This is a genomic window from Litorimonas sp. RW-G-Af-16 (assembly GCF_048319245.1).
Lineage (GTDB): Bacteria > Pseudomonadota > Alphaproteobacteria > Caulobacterales > Maricaulaceae > Litorimonas.
Map to the genome: position 1 here is coordinate 36,747 of NZ_CP166993.1, position 18,306 is coordinate 55,052.

At 53.3% G+C, this 18,306-nt stretch carries 18 protein-coding genes and 1 pseudogene; 11 read left to right on the forward strand and 8 right to left on the reverse strand.

Annotated elements, in window-relative coordinates; all coding sequences use genetic code 11:
* Positions 1 to 76: 76 nt before the first annotated feature.
* Entirely contained in the window at positions 77 to 277 is a 201-nt protein-coding gene (locus tag AB8615_RS00170) for a DUF1674 domain-containing protein (protein ID WP_409432940.1), read from the reverse strand.
* 205 nt (positions 278 to 482) lie between these two features.
* On the opposite strand from AB8615_RS00170, the gene AB8615_RS00175 reads away from it, so the two are divergent.
* The 7 genes and pseudogenes from AB8615_RS00175 (at position 483) to purH (ending at position 9,095) form a co-directional block, all read left to right on the forward strand.
* Positions 483 to 1,901, forward strand: a complete 1,419-nt coding sequence (locus AB8615_RS00175) for an RsmB/NOP family class I SAM-dependent RNA methyltransferase (RefSeq protein WP_409432941.1) — start codon at positions 483 to 485, stop codon at positions 1,899 to 1,901.
* A 103-nt stretch (positions 1,902 to 2,004) separates the two neighbouring features.
* Entirely contained in the window at positions 2,005 to 2,826 is an 822-nt protein-coding gene (locus AB8615_RS00180) for a hypothetical protein (protein ID WP_409432942.1), read from the forward strand.
* Positions 2,827 to 2,963: 137 nt separating this feature from the next.
* Entirely contained in the window at positions 2,964 to 3,653 is a 690-nt protein-coding gene (rpe, locus tag AB8615_RS00185) for a ribulose-phosphate 3-epimerase (protein WP_409432943.1), read from the forward strand.
* A gap of 45 nt (positions 3,654 to 3,698) precedes the next feature.
* Positions 3,699 to 5,435: a heparinase II/III family protein gene (locus tag AB8615_RS00190; RefSeq protein WP_418152479.1), complete on the forward strand. Its 1,737-nt coding sequence runs from the start codon at positions 3,699 to 3,701 to the stop codon at positions 5,433 to 5,435.
* The gene (locus AB8615_RS00195; RefSeq protein ID WP_418152480.1) at positions 5,432 to 5,923 is read left to right on the forward strand and encodes a hypothetical protein; all 492 of its coding nucleotides are present in this window, start codon (positions 5,432 to 5,434) and stop codon (positions 5,921 to 5,923) included. Before AB8615_RS00190 ends, AB8615_RS00195 begins: the two co-directional genes overlap by 4 nt.
* Positions 5,924 to 6,259: 336 nt before the next feature.
* Positions 6,260 to 7,420 (forward strand): polysaccharide biosynthesis protein, encoded by a 1,161-nt coding sequence (locus AB8615_RS00200; protein WP_418152481.1) that lies wholly within the window; start codon positions 6,260 to 6,262, stop codon positions 7,418 to 7,420.
* A 41-nt stretch (positions 7,421 to 7,461) separates the two neighbouring features.
* A pseudogene (gene purH / locus AB8615_RS00205) lies at positions 7,462 to 9,095 on the forward strand (bifunctional phosphoribosylaminoimidazolecarboxamide formyltransferase/IMP cyclohydrolase).
* Positions 9,096 to 9,141: 46 nt separating this feature from the next.
* Here the strand turns inward: purH and AB8615_RS00210 are convergent.
* Genes AB8615_RS00210 through AB8615_RS00230 form a run of 5 tightly spaced genes read right to left on the reverse strand, consistent with a single transcriptional unit; the run spans position 9,142 to position 13,375 of the window.
* Positions 9,142 to 9,900, reverse strand: coding sequence for an SDR family NAD(P)-dependent oxidoreductase (locus tag AB8615_RS00210; RefSeq protein ID WP_409432946.1), 759 nt, complete (start codon positions 9,898 to 9,900; stop codon positions 9,142 to 9,144).
* A 26-nt stretch (positions 9,901 to 9,926) separates the two neighbouring features.
* A complete protein-coding gene (locus AB8615_RS00215) occupies positions 9,927 to 10,673 on the reverse strand; it encodes an SDR family NAD(P)-dependent oxidoreductase (protein WP_418152482.1) in 747 nt (248 codons plus the stop codon).
* Positions 10,666 to 11,511, reverse strand: a complete 846-nt coding sequence (locus AB8615_RS00220) for a fumarylacetoacetate hydrolase family protein (RefSeq protein WP_409432948.1) — start codon at positions 11,509 to 11,511, stop codon at positions 10,666 to 10,668. The genes AB8615_RS00215 and AB8615_RS00220 overlap by 8 nt, the downstream gene beginning before the upstream one ends.
* Positions 11,508 to 12,470: an NAD-dependent epimerase/dehydratase family protein gene (locus AB8615_RS00225; RefSeq protein WP_409432949.1), complete on the reverse strand. Its 963-nt coding sequence runs from the start codon at positions 12,468 to 12,470 to the stop codon at positions 11,508 to 11,510. The genes AB8615_RS00220 and AB8615_RS00225 overlap by 4 nt, the downstream gene beginning before the upstream one ends.
* Positions 12,470 to 13,375 (reverse strand): HalD/BesD family halogenase, encoded by a 906-nt coding sequence (locus AB8615_RS00230; RefSeq protein ID WP_418152483.1) that lies wholly within the window; start codon positions 13,373 to 13,375, stop codon positions 12,470 to 12,472. The genes AB8615_RS00225 and AB8615_RS00230 overlap by 1 nt, the downstream gene beginning before the upstream one ends.
* A 285-nt stretch (positions 13,376 to 13,660) precedes the next feature.
* Between AB8615_RS00230 and AB8615_RS00235 the strand changes: the two genes are divergently transcribed.
* On the forward strand, positions 13,661 to 14,728 hold the full coding sequence (locus AB8615_RS00235) for a mandelate racemase/muconate lactonizing enzyme family protein (protein WP_418152484.1): 1,068 nt from the start codon (positions 13,661 to 13,663) through the stop codon (positions 14,726 to 14,728).
* Between the two features lie 192 nt (positions 14,729 to 14,920).
* The gene (locus tag AB8615_RS00240; protein ID WP_409432952.1) at positions 14,921 to 15,769 is read left to right on the forward strand and encodes a hypothetical protein; all 849 of its coding nucleotides are present in this window, start codon (positions 14,921 to 14,923) and stop codon (positions 15,767 to 15,769) included.
* Between the two features lie 101 nt (positions 15,770 to 15,870).
* Here the strand turns inward: AB8615_RS00240 and AB8615_RS00245 are convergent, their stop codons facing one another.
* The gene (locus AB8615_RS00245; RefSeq protein ID WP_409432953.1) at positions 15,871 to 16,494 is read right to left on the reverse strand and encodes a DUF4272 domain-containing protein; all 624 of its coding nucleotides are present in this window, start codon (positions 16,492 to 16,494) and stop codon (positions 15,871 to 15,873) included.
* Between the two features lie 417 nt (positions 16,495 to 16,911).
* Entirely contained in the window at positions 16,912 to 17,367 is a 456-nt protein-coding gene (locus tag AB8615_RS00250) for an ABA4-like family protein (RefSeq protein ID WP_418152485.1), read from the reverse strand.
* A 72-nt stretch (positions 17,368 to 17,439) separates the two neighbouring features.
* On the opposite strand from AB8615_RS00250, the gene AB8615_RS00255 reads away from it, so the two are divergent.
* Together AB8615_RS00255 and AB8615_RS00260 are read left to right on the forward strand one after the other, a co-directional pair.
* Positions 17,440 to 17,772, forward strand: a complete 333-nt coding sequence (locus AB8615_RS00255; protein ID WP_409432955.1) for a hypothetical protein — start codon at positions 17,440 to 17,442, stop codon at positions 17,770 to 17,772.
* Between the two features lie 170 nt (positions 17,773 to 17,942).
* Entirely contained in the window at positions 17,943 to 18,299 is a 357-nt protein-coding gene (locus AB8615_RS00260) for a glycine zipper domain-containing protein (RefSeq protein ID WP_409434106.1), read from the forward strand.
* Positions 18,300 to 18,306 lie beyond the last annotated feature (7 nt).

Consider the following 18,306-nt stretch of genomic DNA (forward strand, 5'->3'; position numbering starts at 1 on the left):
CGGCACGTTTATCCCGTCACCTGACAGGTGTTAAAACTCTCGTGGAGCGAAAAAGAGGCGAGGGGTTGCGACCCCCTTAGAAGTCGTAAGCGATCCCGCCACGTTCCCAATCGCCGTAGCGAGTAGGTTCCGCTCCTTTCGGACCGGCTTTTTCATTGGGACGGGCTTTGTCTGCGGCTTCACGCGCTTTGCGGCGTTCAGCAGCTTCGGCCAAAGCCCGCTTTGCAGCAGGCGTTAGCTCTTTTTGAGGGGGCGTTTCTGGGGGCGTATCAGTCATACGTTCCAGATAGGCTCTCTCTGACATCCCGTCAAACCGTCAAAAAAGCACAGCCTGACACCAAAGTCTGCCTGACAGCGTCCCTTGGCTTATGGAGCAGTCTGATACATCAGGAGCGATAAAATATGATTAAGCGCGCGTTGGTAGATTATTTACCATGATTAATGGCTGTTAGGCCGCGCTCGCCTCTGCTAGGGGGCTGAATATGAGCGATAATAATACACCTAAACCTTATAAAAAACACGCCCGCCCGCAGTCGCGGGATACTCGTGGCGGACGAAGTGGCGGCGGTCCGCGCCGTGATCGCCCAGATTCCAAGCCTGCCGTGAAACTATCCTCCTCTATTCTGGCACGCCGTTGTGCGGCGGCCGCGATGAAACAGATTATGACAGACCAAGAAGCGCTCGAATCCGCGCTGGAACGCCAAGATGATTATGCGGGGCTGGAGCCGCGCGACCGCGCCTTTGCTCGCGTGATTGTTGCCACAACCTGCCGTCGTCAAGGACAGATCAAAGCGGCGCTCAAACCTTTTATCCGCAAAGCTCCGCCAGAGATGGTGACAGCCGTGCTGCAAACGGCGGCGGCACAAATTCTCTTCCTCGGCACCCCGCCCCATGCGGCGGTAGACGAGACGGTCAGCGTATTAAAATCACTCCGCGCCACGCAAGGTTTTGCCAATATGGGCAATGCCGTTCTGCGCCAAATCGTCGAAAAAGGACCAAAAATCGCTGCTATGGTGGCCCCGCGCGATAATATCCCGGGTTGGATCAAAGGCGCATGGGAAAAAGAATATGGCCGCGTCGAACTGCGTAAAATGGCAACGCAGCTGACCAAAGACCCGACATTAGATATAACAGTGAAATCCGATGCGGCTGGCTGGGCCGAAAAATTGGGCGGCAAAGTCATCGCGCCCCAGACTGTCCGACTCCCAGAGATTGGGAATGTCACGGAGCTAGACGGCTTTGCGAGCGGGGAATGGTGGGTGCAGGACGTGGCCGCCACATTGCCTGTTCAATTACTGGCCACGCAGATGGGCGACCTTTCGGGCAAGCGCGTGCTGGATTTATGCGCCGCGCCAGGCGGGAAGACGCTGCAACTCGCGGCAATGGGGGCAGTGGTGACAGCGCTGGATAAGTCTGAGGGCCGCCTGAAACGTGTGCATGAAAATCTCGCCCGTACAAAACTCTCCGCCGAGATCGTGGCCACAGATGCCCTAGAATGGGACACCGAGCAGACATTTGACGCGGTATTGCTGGATGCGCCGTGTTCTGCCACAGGCACATTCCGCCGCCATCCCGATGTTTTGCTCAACCGCACACCGAAAAGCGTGTCTCAACTCGCCCGATTACAGGATAAACTGCTCGCCAAAGCGGCCACCCTCGTCAAACCTGGCGGCACGCTCGTTTTTGCGACCTGCTCACTCCAGCCTCAGGAGAGCAAACCGCGATTGACTCGCTTTCTAGCTGAGTTGCCAGATTTTCGCCTTATTCCAGTGACAAATGTGGCAGGTCTGTCGCTGCCTGAGAGTAGATTTGAAGGTGGCACGGTCCGAACACTACCGTCTGATTTGCCGAATGAGGGGGGAATGGACGGGTTTTTTATTGCGGTTTTATCCCGTGCATAGGAAGTTTTGATCAGTTTAACGCGTTGTAAACACGGTGTTAACCAAACAATGGTCTAAGTTTTGCACGAATAACGCCGTGATGTTTCAAAATGGGAGGCTCCTTATGAGCACGAACACATTATTCCGCGCTGGACTACTTGCCACTATTGGTGTGGCAGCTCTGTCAATGACAGCCAACGCTCAATCTAATTCTCGCTACGGGAATGTACATGACTACGAAAGTAGCCAAAACTGCGGCAATCCATGTGTTGCGGCCCCAGCGGCCAATTCACGCTACGGATCAGACGCTGTGGTGCAACAACCAATGATGCAACAGCAGCCAGTCTATCAGGCCGCACCTGTCTATGTTGATTGTCGCCAAACAGGCACATGCGCACCTGCGGCGCCTGTCTATGCCGAGCCAACTTATCAAGCCGCACCAACATATTCGACACAATCATATGCATCATCTTCTTATGGTGAGCCTGTGAACTGCCCAGCTGGCACAACAGCACAAGCGGACGGTACGTGTATGCAGGGATCGTCTTATGGCTCAACGACATCGACAGAGAGCTATTCCACATATTCCGCACCAACAACTATGATGGCGCCTGTGAATTGCCCAGCGGGCACAACAGCACAACCAGACGGCACATGTATGCAAGGGTCTGATTATTCATCAAGCTCTAGCTACTCATCAGGATCAAGCTACTCTTCTAGCAATAGCTACGCTTCGACGACAATGTCAGAGCCAGTCAACTGCCCAGCCGGGACAACGGCACAATCAGACGGCACATGTATGCAAGGCGGTTCTTCGTCTTCAGCTTACACAGGTAGCACGGTCGAGCTTTACACGGGCGACGCGTCCACGACGACTGACACGACATATGGCTACACATCTGATGGGGCTTACGGTCCAAAAGATTACCTGCCAATTCGCAAGTAAGCTAATTTAATTGATTGAGAAAACCCGTGCAGCCTGCACGGGTTTTTTTATGCGCGATTGGGAAGTTGTGGTGAATATGCTAAGCAGGAGGTGAAGCGATCTCTTGCGCCCTACGGCCTGCGCTGATACGAAGCATTATGCCTCATAACGTCTTGATATCTCCGTCTATTCTATCCGCGGATTTTGCCGCTTTAGGCCAAGCTGTGCGCGACATCGACGCGGCTGGGGCAGATATGATCCACATTGACGTGATGGATAATCATTACGTCCCTAACCTGACGATTGGGCCCATGGTCGTGAAGGCGCTGCGCAAGCATACGACAAAGCCTTTTGATGTGCATTTGATGGTGTCGCCTGTCGACGCATTGATCCCAATGTTTCTCGATGCGGGTGCAGACTATATCACGGTCCATCCCGATGCAGGCCCGCACCTGCACCGTTCGCTGCAATCTATCCGAGACGGCGGCGCGAAAGCGGGCATTGTCCTAAATCCCGGCGCGCCTGTCGAGCAGCTCGACCCTGTCATTGACCTTTGTGATCAAGTCATGGTGATGAGTGTTAATCCCGGCTTTGGCGGCCAGAGCTTTATTCCCAGCCAGTTGGATAAAATCGCTGCGATCCGCGCGCGCATTGACGCTCACGTCGCCAAAGGTGGCCAAGATATTCTCTTGCAAGTTGACGGCGGCGTAAATCCGACAACGGCCCAAGACTGCATTCGGGCGGGCGCAACCTCGCTTGTGGCGGGCAGCGCCGTGTTCAAAGGCGCAGGCACTTACGCTGAAAACATCGCCGCCCTGCGGGGTCAAAATGTATCTCGCGTGGCCTAACCGCATGGCCTTGTCCCGCAGTCACAGGTCGGGATAGCGCGCGACATGTCGCGGCCCACATCCACATTTGCGCCCTATATGGCCGCCCTGCGTCACGGCACGGGCAAGCTTTGGCGCAATCTTAGTGGCCCGTTTTCGCGGCTCAAGCTCGGCCATTCGCGGCCAAAGCCATTTCATGTCGCACCGCTCAAACTCACTCTGGACCGCAGCAAGACCCGCGACGCGATCATACGCGGCCAATTTAGCTATGCGGGTCAAGACCTAGATGTCGGGGTGCAAGGTGATCCTTGGACAATAGCGGTCCCATCCACAAATTTTGCGCGTTGGCTCCATAGTTTTGTCTGGCTAGAAGATATGCTCGGTCATAAATCTGAAAAAGGTCACGCGCGGGTGCGCGGTCTGATCGATGGCTGGGTCATGACGTATGGCGAGTGGAATGATTTCGCGTGGACTCCCGATATGCTGGGCGAACGCCTGTTTTACTGGCTCGCCTTTTGGTCGCCCGCGCTAGGCCAAGATGCGGAAAGCGGTGTGGCGGAAAAGCGTCGCGCCAGTGCCTTGCGACAACTCAAAGCCTTACGCCAATCCTATGCCCGCACATCCGCAGGCCTCCCCCGTTTACGCGCGGCGGCAGCGATCACGCTGGGCGGGGCGCGATTAGTGAGCAATTCTCAGGGCTATCTCCCGCGCGGACTGGACTGGTTGGACGACGAGATCGAACGCCAAATCTTGCCCGATGGAGGGCATGTTTCGCGCAGTCCAGCGCAGACGGCGGAGGCGCTAAAAATTCTGCTCATGCTGGATCAAATTCTGCAAGAGCGCGGGGTCGAAGGGTCACGCGCTATGTCGCGCGCGATTGATCGTCTGGCGCCGATTGTTTCTTTATTTCAACATAGCGATGGCGGCTTGGCTGTATTCCAGGGCGGGAATGCGGTTGATGCAACAACAGTCAAAGCCCTGCTCGCGGCAGCTCCCGGCACGCCGAAACCTTTCGGCTATTGCCCGCATACAGGGTATCAGCGGATTGCTTTGGGCGAGACGACTTTGATCATTGATACGGGCAAAGCTCCGCCGCAACCATTTGATACGCAAACCCATCTCGCCCCGCTCGCCTTTGAGCTGTCCACAAAGTCAGGGCGCTTGATTGTGTCTTGCGGTTGGAACGAGACACAGCCTGCCGTGTGGCGTCGTCCTGTTCGCGCTGCAGCGGCTCACTCAACCCTCATATTAGATGACCGTTCTCCGGGCCGCTTGCTACCGCTAGGGTGGAAAACGAAATATCTCGGCGAGGCGGTGCAGCTAGAGCCTGGCCCTGTGAAAGCTTCGCGCAAAGAACAAGATAGCGGCGTCTGGCTGGAGGCATTCCATGAAGGCTACCGCCGTGATTACGGCCTGTGCCATCGGCGGCGACTATTCATCGCCAAACTGGGCGATGATATTCGCGGTGAAGATTCCCTCTATTTGCCGCTTGGCTCAGAACCGCTGCGGCGCGATCAAATCCCGTTTGATATTCGGTTCCACATTCACCCCGATGTGCGGGTTAGCCTGTCCCAAGATCAGGCCAGCGCTTTGCTGGTGCAAGACGGTAAAACAGGTTGGCGCTTTCGCACAGATGGTGGACCGCTCCGCATCGAAGATTCTGTGTATCTGGCCGAAGGGCATAAGCCCGTGAAGACCAAGCAACTCGTTATTTCAGGACAAGCCTACGGCGATAGTGACGGGGAATCCCGTACCAACCGTGTACGCTGGTCGTTCCGTGAATTAAAGGCGCGCGAATCGTGAGGGGGACCACCACATCCGCCTATGGCCGCTGGCTTAAAAGTCTGTGCCTCACGCTTTTGGATGCGGCATTGGGCGGGCTGGCAATGCTCGCTGCCGTGCGTTGGCGCTATGATTTTCTGAACAAACCGATTGAAGACAATATCGATCACCGCGCCGCTTTGGTGACCGCAGCGGCAGCTTTGTTAGTCTGGGTCGCGATGCGCCAGGACAAAGCGATTTGGCGCTTCACGTCTTTATCAGATTTTCGACGCATATTTATGGGCGTGGTTGCCGTGTCTCTGCTGACACCGCTTATCCTATTTCTGTTTTTTGACCGCGGGGAGCATTTCCCGCGCTCCGCCCCTTTCACCAGTGGCGCCCTGTTCTTTGTCCTGATCGTGACCTCGCGCTTGCTAACGATGATTGTGCAGAATGGCGATTTCCGCGCGCTCTTTCGTAGTCCTGCGCAGATGGGCAAGAAGGCTTTGCTGATCGGCTCCCGCGCCTGAATTATATAATTACCTGCGCGATCGATCACGTCGCCAACAAGGCGTTGGGTTCAATCCTGTTGGCTTGATCGAAACCTCAGGCGGGTATCAAGGGCGTTCTATTCGGTCTGTGCCTGTTCTGGGGAATTTAGAAAGCCTGCGCGATATCTATCCCAACATTGCGCGCAACATTGATGGGGGCCTGCAATTAATTTCAGTCGATATAAATCCCGACCGCAAACAAACTCAGATGCTCGTAAAAATGGCCTCAGAATTAGGCGCACCGCTTTCTCGTAATTCTAATGAAATGGGGGGAAGCTCAATCAGTTTGAAGCGGCGGATTTAATTGGTCGCGACATGCGCACACTCGACCAAACCCCTGTGCGCCGATTAATGGCAGGGCGTCGCGTTTTGATTACGGGCGCGGGCGGCTCTATCGGGTCAGAATTAAGCGAGCAAATTGCGGCGCTGTCGCCCGCCAAGTTGATATTGCTGGATCAGAACGAGTATAATTTATTCCAGCTCCAACATGCGATCCGTCCGCTTATGCCGAAGGGCGAAGGGAAAGACTGGAAAAGCTATCTGGCAGACGTCACGCAATCGGACCGTATCGCCGAAATTTTCGAGGCTGAAAAGCCAGAGATCGTCCTGCATGCGGCGGCGCTTAAACACGTGCCGTTGGGCGAGGAGAATCCGCTGGAAACATTGCGGACGAATATCCTTGGCACCAAAGTTGTCTTGGATCACTGCAAGGCGAATGGCGTTGCGCATTTTATTTTGATCTCGACGGATAAAGCTGTCAGCCCTGTCAATATTATGGGCGCGAGTAAGCGTATTGTGGAAATGCTTACGCTCAGTTTTCAGTCGATGACGCCGCATATGCAAGCGGCCGCTGTGCGGTTTGGCAACGTCTTGGCATCGCGCGGCTCCGTCGTGAATTTGTTTGAAGAACAAATCGCGCGCGGTGGTCCCGTCACAGTCACCCACCCCGATGTTGACCGCTATTTCATGATGATCGAAGAAGCCTCGACCTTGGTCTTGCAAGCCGCCGCGCTCAGCGCACAGACCTCCAATGGTCAAGCCAATGCGGGTGGGAATATCTATGTGTTGGAAATGGGCGAACCTGTGAATATCCGCCATCTTGCGCGGCAACTTATTCGCCTGCGCGGGAAAATTCCCGATGTCGATATTAAGGTGGAATACACCGGACTGCGACCCGGCGAAAAGCTTTCAGAAGTTTTGCAATATGATGATGAAGAATTAATTCCAACTAGCTTGGATGCCGTCCGCCGCTTGAATGGCGATATTGAGGATCCAGCCTCTGTGCTGCGCCGAATCGATAGATTGATCGCTGCAATAGAGACTCGCAATAAACCTGATGTGCGTCGTGCGCTGCAACAGCTCTTGCCAGATTATTCGCCGAATGGGGCTTTGGACGACGCGCCTGCTGCGTCTAAATCATCCCCAGATGTGACGCCAAATAATGTTGTCCCACTGGTCACTCAACCCAAGCCGTGATAGGCCGAGCGCTTATTTACCTCTAGATGGATTCATACATTATGCCCGCGCCCAATCCCGATCTTCCTGCCTTTGATCCTGCTAGACTCGCGCCTGTGAAGCGCGCGTTGATTTCCGTGTCCGACAAATCACGCCTGCTCGCTCAAGCGGCTGCCCTGCATGAGCGCGGCGTGAAGCTCGTCTCCACGGGCGGCACGCATAAAGCGATTGCCGCTGCGGGTATCCCCGTCAAAGACGTCACAGAGCTTACGAAGTTTCCTGAGATGATGGACGGGCGCGTGAAGACGCTGCATCCAATGGTCCATGGCGGTTTGCTAGGTGACCGCGACTTGGCGAGCCATAAAGACGCGATGCATGAACACGGCATCCTCTCTATTGATCTGCTCATCGTCAATCTTTACCCGTTTGAGCAAGCGGTTGCGGGCGGCGGTAGCTACGAAATGTGTGTCGAGAATATTGATATTGGCGGCCCTGCCATGATCCGCGCGGCGGCCAAGAATCACGCCCACGTCGCAGTCTGCACAGACGCGGACGATGTCGATGAGGTGCTGGCTGATATGGACGCGAATGGCGGGCAGACGACAGGGACGCTACGACAAAAACTCGCCGCGAAAACTTACGCACGATCCGCGGCCTATGATGCGGCCATTGCGAATTGGTTTGCGGCGCAATTACATGACCCCGCTCCCGCCTACCGCGCCCAAGGCGGCACGCTCAAGCAAGCGCTTCGTTACGGCGAGAATCCACACCAAACAGCGGCGTTTTATTCTGACGGGTCACACCGTCCCGGTGTTGCTACGGCGGAACAACTTCAAGGCAAGGCGCTGTCATATAACAATATCAACGATACCGATGCGGCCTATGAACTCGTCGCAGAATTTGGCTCAGTCGCTGTTGGGGCTAAGCCTGCCGTCGCTATCATCAAACACGCCAATCCTTGCGGCGTCGCCGTCGCCGATGACTTCATCACGGCCTATCAAAATGCGCTGGCCTGCGATCCTGTTTCGGCCTTTGGCGGCATCGTCGCGCTGAACGGAAATCTGGATGCGAAGACGGCAACGGAGATCGTCAAAGTCTTCACCGAAGTTGTTATCGCGCCATCTGCCGACCCTGACGCCGTGGAAATTTTTGCGCAGAAAAAAACTTGCGCCTCTTGATTGCGGGTGGCCTGCCAGACGTCAAAGCGCCGTCTATGACGCAACGCAATGTGGCGGGCGGGATCCTCGTCCAAGACCGCGATAATGGGTATGTCGCCGATAGTGATTTAAAAGTCGTGACGAAACGCAAGCCGACAGATGCGGAAATGGCGGACCTCCGCATGGCGTGGAAAGTCGCCAAACACGTGAAATCAAATGCGATCATCTATGTCAAAGACGGCAGCACGGCAGGCATTGGGGCGGGTCAAATGAGCCGTATCGACTCAGCTAGAATTGCTGCGCGGAAAGCCGAAGACGCGCAAGCCGCTGCAGGGTGGGACACGCCGCGCACACAAGGCTGCGCCTGTGCTTCTGATGCTTTCTTCCCCTTTGCCGACGGCATGCTTGCGGCTGCGTCAGCAGGCGCCACAGCGATCATTCAACCTGGCGGCTCTATCCGCGATGACGAAGTGATAGCCGCCGCGGACGCCCAAGATATCGCCATGGTGTTCACAGGCATGCGCCATTTCAGGCATTAGGAGGCGGTGTCTGGTCTGGCGAACACCAGACTAGCTTCACTCAAATTTAAACAGCCGTATAGCCGCCATCAACTGTCAGGATTGTCCCTGTGATGTGCGTCTCTTGCGATAGAAACATGACGGCGCGGGCAACCTCTTCTGGTTCTGCCACTGCGCCAATGGGGATGCTTTCAATATTACGTTCTATCACAGTTTCAGAGAGCTTCGGGTCGGTATGTTTTGAAAATAGCATGGGGGAATTTATTGCGCCTGGAGCCACCGCATTGACTGTAATCTGTCGCGGCGCGAGTTCCAAGGCCATAGCGCGTGTGAGCTGATCCACCGCACCTTTGGAGGCACAATAGGCGGCCAGTCCCGCTGCGCCTACTTGCCCGCATGTCGAGGACAGGTTCACTATCGCGCCTTTCCCCACGGCTTGCTGCGCAAAGGCTCTGCTAAAATAAAACACACCATCGACATTAATAGACATCACTGCGGCCCAGTCTTCGTCTGATGTAGCTTCAGCCGTTTTGCGCAATATCGTCCCTGCATTATTGATCAGTATATCGACGGGCTTGCCGAAACCTGATTTGGCCTTTGCCATAGCAGCTTGAGCAAATTTTGGGTCAGTCACAGTGCCAGCGAGATAATCGCTATGACGGCCGAGCGATTTGCAGGCGGATTTTAGCGTTTCTTCATTCCGTCCGACGATCAAAACTTTCGCACCGGCCGCGATGTAACCTTTGGCACATTCAAAACCGACGCCGCTGCCGCCGCCTGTAATAAGCGCTACGCAATCTTTCAGTCTTCGAGGTGATCCTGCCATATTTTATTCTCCTGCCACACTCGACCCTAAAGGCTCGGAAGCGGAAGTTTAGCCATGCGCCCGCCTGCAACGATAATTTCTTGCCCAGTGATGAAGCTCGCTTTTTCACTGGCCAGATAGACCGCCGTATTGGCGATGTCTTCGGGCAAGCCTAAACGGCCAACGGGGTGGAGGTTTTTAATCTCTGAATCGACTGTCTCGCGGTTAGGATATTGCGCTAGAAATTTTTCGTTAAAGGGCGTGTTGATCCATCCAGGCGCGATCGCATTACAGCGAATACCGTGTGGCCCGTACTCGAGGGCTGTATTATGCGTGAAGCTGGCGACGGCCCCTTTGGAAGCGGCGTAAACACCGTGCATGGGGTTGGCCGCAAGACCCTCGATAGAACTGATATTGACGATAGCAGGGGCAGTGGAGATACCGTTGGTCATGAGGGAAAAGGCTTGTTTTGTCATCAGGAAGACGCTGCGCAAATTGACCGCCATGACTCTGTCCCACTCTTCAACGGTCATGTCTTTGATCGGCACCTCGATACAGATGCCGGCATTGTTCACAAGAACATCCAATCGCCCAAATTCAGTTTTAACTCGGTTCATCAAGGCTAAGACGCTGTCTTCATGTGCGACATCTGTTTGATGAAAGATCAGGTTATGATCAGCGGGCGGATTGATGTCGGCGACAATGACAGTATACCCTTCTGCCAGAAAGCCTTGCGCGATCGCGAGACCAATATTTTGCGCGCCGCCCGTAACGATGACAACGCGGTTATCCATTGTAAGAGACGACCTTGCTGCGATGTGCACCAAGCCCTGCAATGCTGGGTTCCATTATATCTCCAGCTTTCAAATAAAGCTGAGGCGTCATGCCGTATCCTACGCCTGGCGGCGTCCCCGTAAACATAAGGTCGCCCGCTTCCCAGCGAACGTAATTTGAAATGTTGGAAATGAGCTCCGCCACAGAAAACACCATATCCCCTGTATTACTGCTTTGCCGCGTCACGCCGTTAATCTTGATGGAAATATCCAAGGCATTGGGGTTGGGTATTTCATCCTTTGTCACCAGCCACGGGCCAAAGGGTTTGAGGGTGTCGGCACTTTTCCCTTTTGTCCATTGCGTACCGCGTTCGAGTTGAAACTGACGTTCTGAGACGTCATTGCCAACGCAATATCCCGCAACGTGATCCATCGCGGTTTCGACAGGAATATAACTGCCGCCTTTACCCAGCACGACTACAAGTTCTGCTTCCCAGTCTAGCTCTGTGCCGCCACGCGGGATCACAACGTCATCGAAAGGGCCATTAATCGCTGTGCGGGATGTCAGCATAAACATGGGTTCTTTTGGCGTTTCCAAACCCGCCTCTTGTGCGTGCTTCCCATAGGTCAGTGCGCAACCGATAATCTTGCCTACACCCCCCACTGGCGCGCCGATGCGCACAGCGTTGTCCACGGCTGGAAAGCGAGAGAGATCCTTGCCGCCGATGATCTCAACCGCGTTACCAATAGTTTCGCCTGTCCAATCAGCGATAAGAGCGCTTATATCGCGCGCCTGTCCGCGATGATCGATCACGCCAGCTTTCTCAAATCCCTGAGGCCCAAACCGAATTAATTTCATGAACTTTGCTCTATCATTTTGCTGGCCATGTCGGCGGTTAATATGCCACGCACACGGGCTCGCTCAAATGTTTCTAATGTATGCGCGATACCGTCTTTCATAGACTTATATGCCTTCGCGCCCAAGAAGCTGTTCAGCGCCCCATCATCGGGTGCATGGGGGAAGGGAAGTGGGTTGCCAATTATTTCAATGTTTGCGCCTTCTATCTGGCGGCGTATTTCGCGAACGACATCGGCAACATCCGCTTCTGTGCCTTGCATATCAAACACATGGGCGTCCTCGATCTCTCGGGAAACGGCCCCAATAAATCTGTCAGCAGCATCCTCAACATACACAAAAGCGACAGGGCCAGAGAACGGAATAATATGGCTTTGCGCATTAAATGCCGCAAGCATCGCAACGGTTGGTGCGGCGCTCATGCCGCGATCTCGTCCTGGGCCGTAGATCACTCCTGGACGAATACAAACACTCGGCACCTGCCAATCTTGCCAATAGACAGCCGCCATTTGCTCACCGCAAACTTTATGCGCGCCGTAGAGCGTTGCGAGATAGTCATTATCACCCATGGCGGGAGACGCGATTGAGCTTGCAAAGGCAAGGCGTTGAATATTGTGTTGGCGGCAGGCTTCGAGGATATGGGCGGTGCCGAGGACATTGACCTTTGCGCTGCCGATAGGATCTATCTTGCAATAGGGGACTTGTAGCGCGGCAAGGTGAATAACGGCGAAAACATCATGCTTTTTTATGACGCTGCAAAGCTGCTCATAATCAGTAATGTCGCCTATTTCCCACACAACATCCGCTGCATGAGGCATAATTAAATGAAGCCGTTCGCGGTTTTCCGTCAGGTCAAAGACGACGGGTTTTGCGCCTTGATCCAGCAGCTTTTTAACGACCCACGCCCCAATACACCCTGCGGCACCTGTCACAAGAACGCTCTTGTTTTCAATATCCGACATTATGATTTTCCAGGTGCGGAGATGCGGTTTCGAAATTTCAATAGAGGTTCCAAAGCTTCATCTAATTGCTGGACCAGAGCAGTGGTGTCGTCATGTAAACTGATTGTGTCGATGAGTTTCTCAAGGCGTGCAGAGGCGCGCCACGCCTCATGACGTGCAAGTTCTGCGGGGAGGCCTGGGTCATCCCACCCCGACATATTGATAGAATTTGTGGCATCTTTCGCGGTGGCAGGCGTGACAACGAATGAGGGGATCATTGTAATGCGCTCCGCTTTTTTCTTCAGACGGCAAGCCCTATGGAAGATCATATTCCCTTGCTGCATGAAGCCGTAACCTGCTGCGGGGAAAGGCACAGTCACAACGCGGTCCGGGGGCAGTTCCACATCCACCCCTTCTTCGCCCTCAATCCCCAACAGACTTTGACCTTCCATTTTAGTGCCATGGAAATATTGAAATTCACCGCCCTCCAGAATGGTTGGGTCAGACACCATCATAACTATGTCAAAGGCAACCGAGTCGACATGCCAGCTATCAACCGCTTTTCGAATATCCTTTGGTGCATAGTTCACGCCGCACGCAACGGCGGGCACGGAATGTCGCGCGAGCGATACGCCTGCCATGGCGGATAAGTGCTCGGCTAATTCAGGGCTGTCACAAAAGTCTTTGATAAACTGAGATCGGTAGCCCGCACCGCGAACATATGAGCCGAGCCTGTTGACGCCTGTGCCGACACTGACATTTCTGTTGGCATACATGGCATTGCAGGTTTCATGCATGACCGCGACGCCTTCGTCAGACAGAATTTTAAACGCCGTGCTAACGCCAAAAGAGGTTGGGCAGTCTTTGACCTCAGCCTCGGTGTATCCCAACTGCGAGAGTGTGATGATAGTTTCAGGTGAGCCCAAATTTAGGTGTTTGCGCGCATCAAATTGGGGTTCGTTTTCAAGTTTGATATAATTTGGCGGGCGTTGATTGGGAAAGGGCAGCGTCTGTACTCATGGCTCAACTTTCAATGTAGCGTAAGACGCCATCCTTCGCCCAAATTGTATCTAGGTCAACACGGCAGCCATTCGATAAGTGAATTTTATGCTCCCATGTAAAAGCACGATTTCATAGGATTAAGACTTACGCCGCTGGAAAATATATGTGCAAGGTCACGTCGCGGCGCACGCGCAGGGATGCAAAACGATATGAAGATAAAATCTATCGAAATTTATAGTCACGACCTTCCTGTGAAAAACGGGCCATATCTCATGGCCAGCACACATGTCTGGTCGCTACAAACCATACTCGTCAAAATAACAATGGATAACGGCCTCTTTGGCTGGGGTGAGACCTGTCCCGTTGGGCCAACCTATGCAGAGAGTCATGCGCTAGGGGCGATTGCGGCCCTCACGCAAATGGCGCCAGGATTGATCGGGGTAGAGCTTGACGGTCTGCGCAAACTTCACAGCTATATGGGTGATCTTTTAAATGGGCATAATTACGCCAAAGCCGCTATCGACATTGCCGCCCACGATGTTTTGGGAAAGCACACGGACCAGAGTGTTGCGGCTTTACTGGGCGGAGCTATGCAAAACCGGATACCGTCTTACTATGCCACAGCCATCGCAGCCCCAGATGAGATTGCGCTGATTGCGGCTGACAAAATGAAAGAGGGCTATCCGCGCCTCCAAATCAAACTCGGCGGGCGACCCATTGAAATTGACATCGAAGTCATCCGCAAGACGTGGGAGGTCATCGGCACAAATATGCGCCTCGCGGTTGATGCCAATCGCGGATGGACAAAAAGAGATGCCGTGCGTGTTAGCCGTGAATGTCAAGACATTCCCTTTATCCTAGAGCAGCCCTGCAACACTGCCCAAGACTTGTTTGATCTTCGCTCACACGTCTTGCACCCCATTTATATGGACGAAAGTGGCGTTGATATAAACACGGTAACTCGCGCCGTGAGTTCGGGTATGATTGACGGCTTCGGGATGAAGGTCACGCGATTGGGCGGGTTGCAGCCTATGACAACCTTCCGCGATATATGCGCTGCACATACGATACCTCATACCTGTGACGATAGCTGGGGCGGGGATATTATCGCGGCCGCTTGCGCGCATATTGGCGCCACCGTGACACCCAAATTACTCGAAGGCGTATGGATCGCCGCGCCCTATATTGAAGGGCATTACGACTCCAATGCGGGCATCATTGTTCGCGAGGGACATATTGATCTGCCCAAAGGAGCCGGGGCTGGGCATCGTGCCTGATACGGGCCTGTTCGGTGATCCAATAGCGAGTTTCTAGGCATAAATAGACAGCCAACGAAACGCTCTCATATCTGAAATGTTGCAGGACGAAGGCGTCGATGTTTCACCTATCATAGGCCCGCGAGAGAGTGTCGCCTATGCCATACGGGCCAGCAGATTGAAGAAAAGCGCGGACAATGATATGCTAAAGCCATGTTTAAGTTCTCGGGTATTATCGCAGCCGTGACATTTATGGCATCTTGCGCGTCCGCCTCCAACCTGCCCGCGCGTGTGAGTTCAACGGTCGCTTTTTCGACGTCGAAGACCATTCCGAATTATCTGGATGCGCCTGGCCCTGCCGCCATTGAGGCTTGGGTCTGGTTTGATGAGGATCTCGCTGACAATATTTGGTTTGGCGTCAATGTCGAGTTTGTTGGCGGAACAGAAAACCCCACGCGTTTTAGCCAAGAGGATTTCGCGGCCCTCGTTATTCTGACGAGAGATGGTCTGGTTGCACTGCCGCGCGGCACCGGCAAGTCACATGCAGGTCAGCCAGATAATAATGATATTTGGGAGCCCAAACAGCTCGGCCGAACCCTTGCGCCAAACACATGGCACCGCATTCGTTTGGAGGCAGATTTCAACACCCTACAATTTCAAAAGCTCATCGTGGAAAGCCCCGACGCGCTCAGTGAGTTGGACATTTCAGGCATAGATTTATCCTACCCCAATCCAATACCCGTCGATGGTCGCGCCTTAACATGGTATGTCCACGCCATGGCGAACGGCCCTGCGAAAGGCGGCGCGCTGACCCATGTCATATTTGACGATGTCAAAGGCGAGGTTTTTGAAAACGGAGTTTGGAGGACAGTTTACACCGAGGGCTTTGACACCCCCTTTCAAGAACTCGCACCCGTGCCATTTACCTTTCCAGAGTTGAAACTGAAATCGGTTTCGGAGGGTTTGCTTTACAAAGAAAATGACGATGCACTTTTGATGTCTTCCCCCTTTGGTCGTTCTGGTCGCGGAATTATCTGTGACGTGAACCTCACAAAACCCTAGAGCCCTCTCTGCTCGTATGTTGATTTAGAGACAGAAGGAAAGCCCCATTACGTCGCGGGTGTGGGGGGTGGAAGAGGTCTGCTGAGGGGGCATTGCGGACATTAGGTATCCAGAGCAATATCATCCCATCGTTTACCTAAACCGTAGACCCAATCAATTGCTCTGCGCCTTTCAACAATTACATTATAATTCAGATTCTTCACATTCATGTGGCGGTCTCTAAACTTTGCATTCCAATGTAATCGGTAAAGCAAATCTACTTGCCGTTGAATGTCGATCATAGGTCTGAGTGTTGCTTTTTCTATGAAACTAGACGGGTCTGTTTTTGGAGGAACCTTGTCACTTAAATCAGGATCGCAGCGTTTAAAGTGATCCATCTCCACCAGATTAAGGCACCATGCTAAAGCTTGGCAGCACTCACAAAGCCATTGATAGTGCACTTTTATGTCTTCGCTTAACCTAAAAGAGTTCAAATTCTTTCGTTCTGCTTCAGTCACGAATGGCCAAAGCTGGAAAGTTTTTAAATCTTTCTTCAACCTTGACCTCTTCGCCCCATAGCCCATTCCAATTAGATTACTCATCGCGAACATACGCGAAGCAACATCTCGGGCATTGCGAGGCGACACCTCATTTATATTTTCAATCAAGGGTAAATTTGGGTTTGGCTCTAAGCCTTTGCTTTTCAGATAGTTTTCTGTTTCAAGCTTGATACTTTTTAAGTTCATTCGTCGAATATATAGGTATTGAAAACAAAGTAAACTTAATGTCAGCTTTGGAATTATTACAGAAATCTCAACAGATTAATCCCCGCCTTCGCACCGTGTGATACAACACTCTCGTTCTTCTGATCTTGGGACAGGAACGCGTCAGGTTTTGGATCAGAGGACGGTGTGGTTAAGCGTATCCGGAGTGACAGCCGCGTGCGTGACCCTTTTTAAGCGGGGCCGATCATTTCGATATTCTAAGGAATGTCTGGATGCGAACAACTGGCCGCTGATCAACAAACACCGCCGCGAAGCTACTTTCGTGAGAAACAAAACTAATTATTCGGTATCCGTCACGGATGCTGGCTTCGCGGGCTGTCCTATCCGTCCTGCTTAATTCATTTAATCGTTGATGATTAATTGAATGAGGCAGAGGCGCTATTTGGCCTGCGCCTCTAACGCCCAGCCACCTTTCCCTGTCACCTTGCGCAGTATGACATAGAGCAGCAGGCCGAAAGGCCCAGCCATGAATGTCAACAAGAGGCAGGGGATGAGGAGCCAGTGAGAAAAGCCTCGGCGCTTCGCGTCTCGCGCTTCCCATGCGCCGACAAACAAATCAAAGACGAGATAATGCGCCCAGCCTGTGATGATGCCAATATCGCTCGCAAAAAGAGCGCGCACTTGGGCGATGGAATTAAATCCGCCGCCCTCTGCGCCCATCCCACCAAACACAGCCAAGCCAAGACATACGGCGTAGAGTAGGCCTAGCATAAGCGGATAAAGCATGGAGTGAACCAAGGCCCGCGTCCCCGACCATCGCGGCGCAAGTATGAGCAAAGCCCAAGCGGGCAGAACGCTAAGATTAATAAGCGAGAAGAGCATTTCAAAAGTCATATAGCGGGTGCTTTCGGAACAAAAATAACGTCACAGAGTTATTGGGTAGTAACACAAACATAGGAGAACACCATGTCAAAGCTATTATTACCCCTCATCGTCGTAAGCAGCGCTGCCGTGATTTATGCCTCCCCAGTCATGGCGGCCGACAATCCTGAGCGCTCATCTGCGCCAGTCGAGCGCGTCCTATCAGAGACGACCATAGAGCCGCGGACAGACGTCATGTCAGCCATTGAAACATCAGGACTGATCCCTGTTACGGCAGAGGACGGCACGATTTACTACAATCATTATGTGGCGGAAGATGAACTATTTAATCCGACACTCGAGTTGGAAACGGTCGAGACTATCACGATCGAGCATGATGGTCGTGTTTACACAAACAAGATCGTTGTCGCTGACTAGGCTCTAATTTTGCCCAAAATAACCTCGGACGGCTAAGGCAGTCTTGGCCATTTATTGCGCTGCCACAGCTTGCTTAAGTGTAATGTCTTGGCAGTCACCTGACCACAATTTAGCCGTTATTGAGCGCTCTCATAAAGCATCATTAAAGGAGAACCGCTATGTTGAAACCTATGATTTTATCTGTTGCGAGCGTGAGCTTGATCGGATTGTCTGCCTGCACAACGACAGGCAATGTTGAAAAGAACGCTGCCATTGGCGCGGCCGCTGGGGCTGTTGCTGGCGCAGTGATTGGCAATAATACAGGCAGCGGCGATGCAGGCACAGGTGCCGCGATCGGCGCGATTGTCGGCGGTGCAGGCGGGGCTTACGCGGGCCAACAAAAAGATAAAAACATGAATGAGCCTACCGTGATCAAACGCGGTGCCGACGGCCAAGAACTGATTTATGATCAGCAGGCGGGGCGTTACTATTACTACAATGCTGCCAATGGCCGAACATATTGGCGAGACGGCTCTTACCGCGGATAGTCAGGTC

What these genes read in the sequence shown, in the direction of transcription:
- AB8615_RS00170 (WP_409432940.1), bottom strand. Translation starts at nt 277, where the DNA reads ATGACTGATACGCCCCCAGAAACGCCCCCTCAAAAAGAGCTAACGCCT.
- AB8615_RS00175 (WP_409432941.1), top strand. Translation starts at nt 483, where the DNA reads ATGAGCGATAATAATACACCTAAACCTTATAAAAAACACGCCCGCCCG.
- AB8615_RS00180 (WP_409432942.1), top strand. Translation starts at nt 2,005, where the DNA reads ATGAGCACGAACACATTATTCCGCGCTGGACTACTTGCCACTATTGGT.
- rpe (WP_409432943.1), top strand. Translation starts at nt 2,964, where the DNA reads ATGCCTCATAACGTCTTGATATCTCCGTCTATTCTATCCGCGGATTTT.
- AB8615_RS00190 (WP_418152479.1), top strand. Translation starts at nt 3,699, where the DNA reads ATGTCGCGGCCCACATCCACATTTGCGCCCTATATGGCCGCCCTGCGT.
- AB8615_RS00200 (WP_418152481.1), top strand. Translation starts at nt 6,260, where the DNA reads ATGCGCACACTCGACCAAACCCCTGTGCGCCGATTAATGGCAGGGCGT.
- AB8615_RS00210 (WP_409432946.1), bottom strand. Translation starts at nt 9,900, where the DNA reads ATGGCAGGATCACCTCGAAGACTGAAAGATTGCGTAGCGCTTATTACA.
- AB8615_RS00215 (WP_418152482.1), bottom strand. Translation starts at nt 10,673, where the DNA reads ATGGATAACCGCGTTGTCATCGTTACGGGCGGCGCGCAAAATATTGGT.
- AB8615_RS00220 (WP_409432948.1), bottom strand. Translation starts at nt 11,511, where the DNA reads ATGAAATTAATTCGGTTTGGGCCTCAGGGATTTGAGAAAGCTGGCGTG.
- AB8615_RS00225 (WP_409432949.1), bottom strand. Translation starts at nt 12,470, where the DNA reads ATGTCGGATATTGAAAACAAGAGCGTTCTTGTGACAGGTGCCGCAGGG.
- AB8615_RS00235 (WP_418152484.1), top strand. Translation starts at nt 13,661, where the DNA reads ATGAAGATAAAATCTATCGAAATTTATAGTCACGACCTTCCTGTGAAA.
- AB8615_RS00240 (WP_409432952.1), top strand. Translation starts at nt 14,921, where the DNA reads ATGTTTAAGTTCTCGGGTATTATCGCAGCCGTGACATTTATGGCATCT.
- AB8615_RS00245 (WP_409432953.1), bottom strand. Translation starts at nt 16,494, where the DNA reads ATGAACTTAAAAAGTATCAAGCTTGAAACAGAAAACTATCTGAAAAGC.
- AB8615_RS00250 (WP_418152485.1), bottom strand. Translation starts at nt 17,367, where the DNA reads ATGACTTTTGAAATGCTCTTCTCGCTTATTAATCTTAGCGTTCTGCCC.
- AB8615_RS00255 (WP_409432955.1), top strand. Translation starts at nt 17,440, where the DNA reads ATGTCAAAGCTATTATTACCCCTCATCGTCGTAAGCAGCGCTGCCGTG.
- AB8615_RS00260 (WP_409434106.1), top strand. Translation starts at nt 17,943, where the DNA reads ATGATTTTATCTGTTGCGAGCGTGAGCTTGATCGGATTGTCTGCCTGC.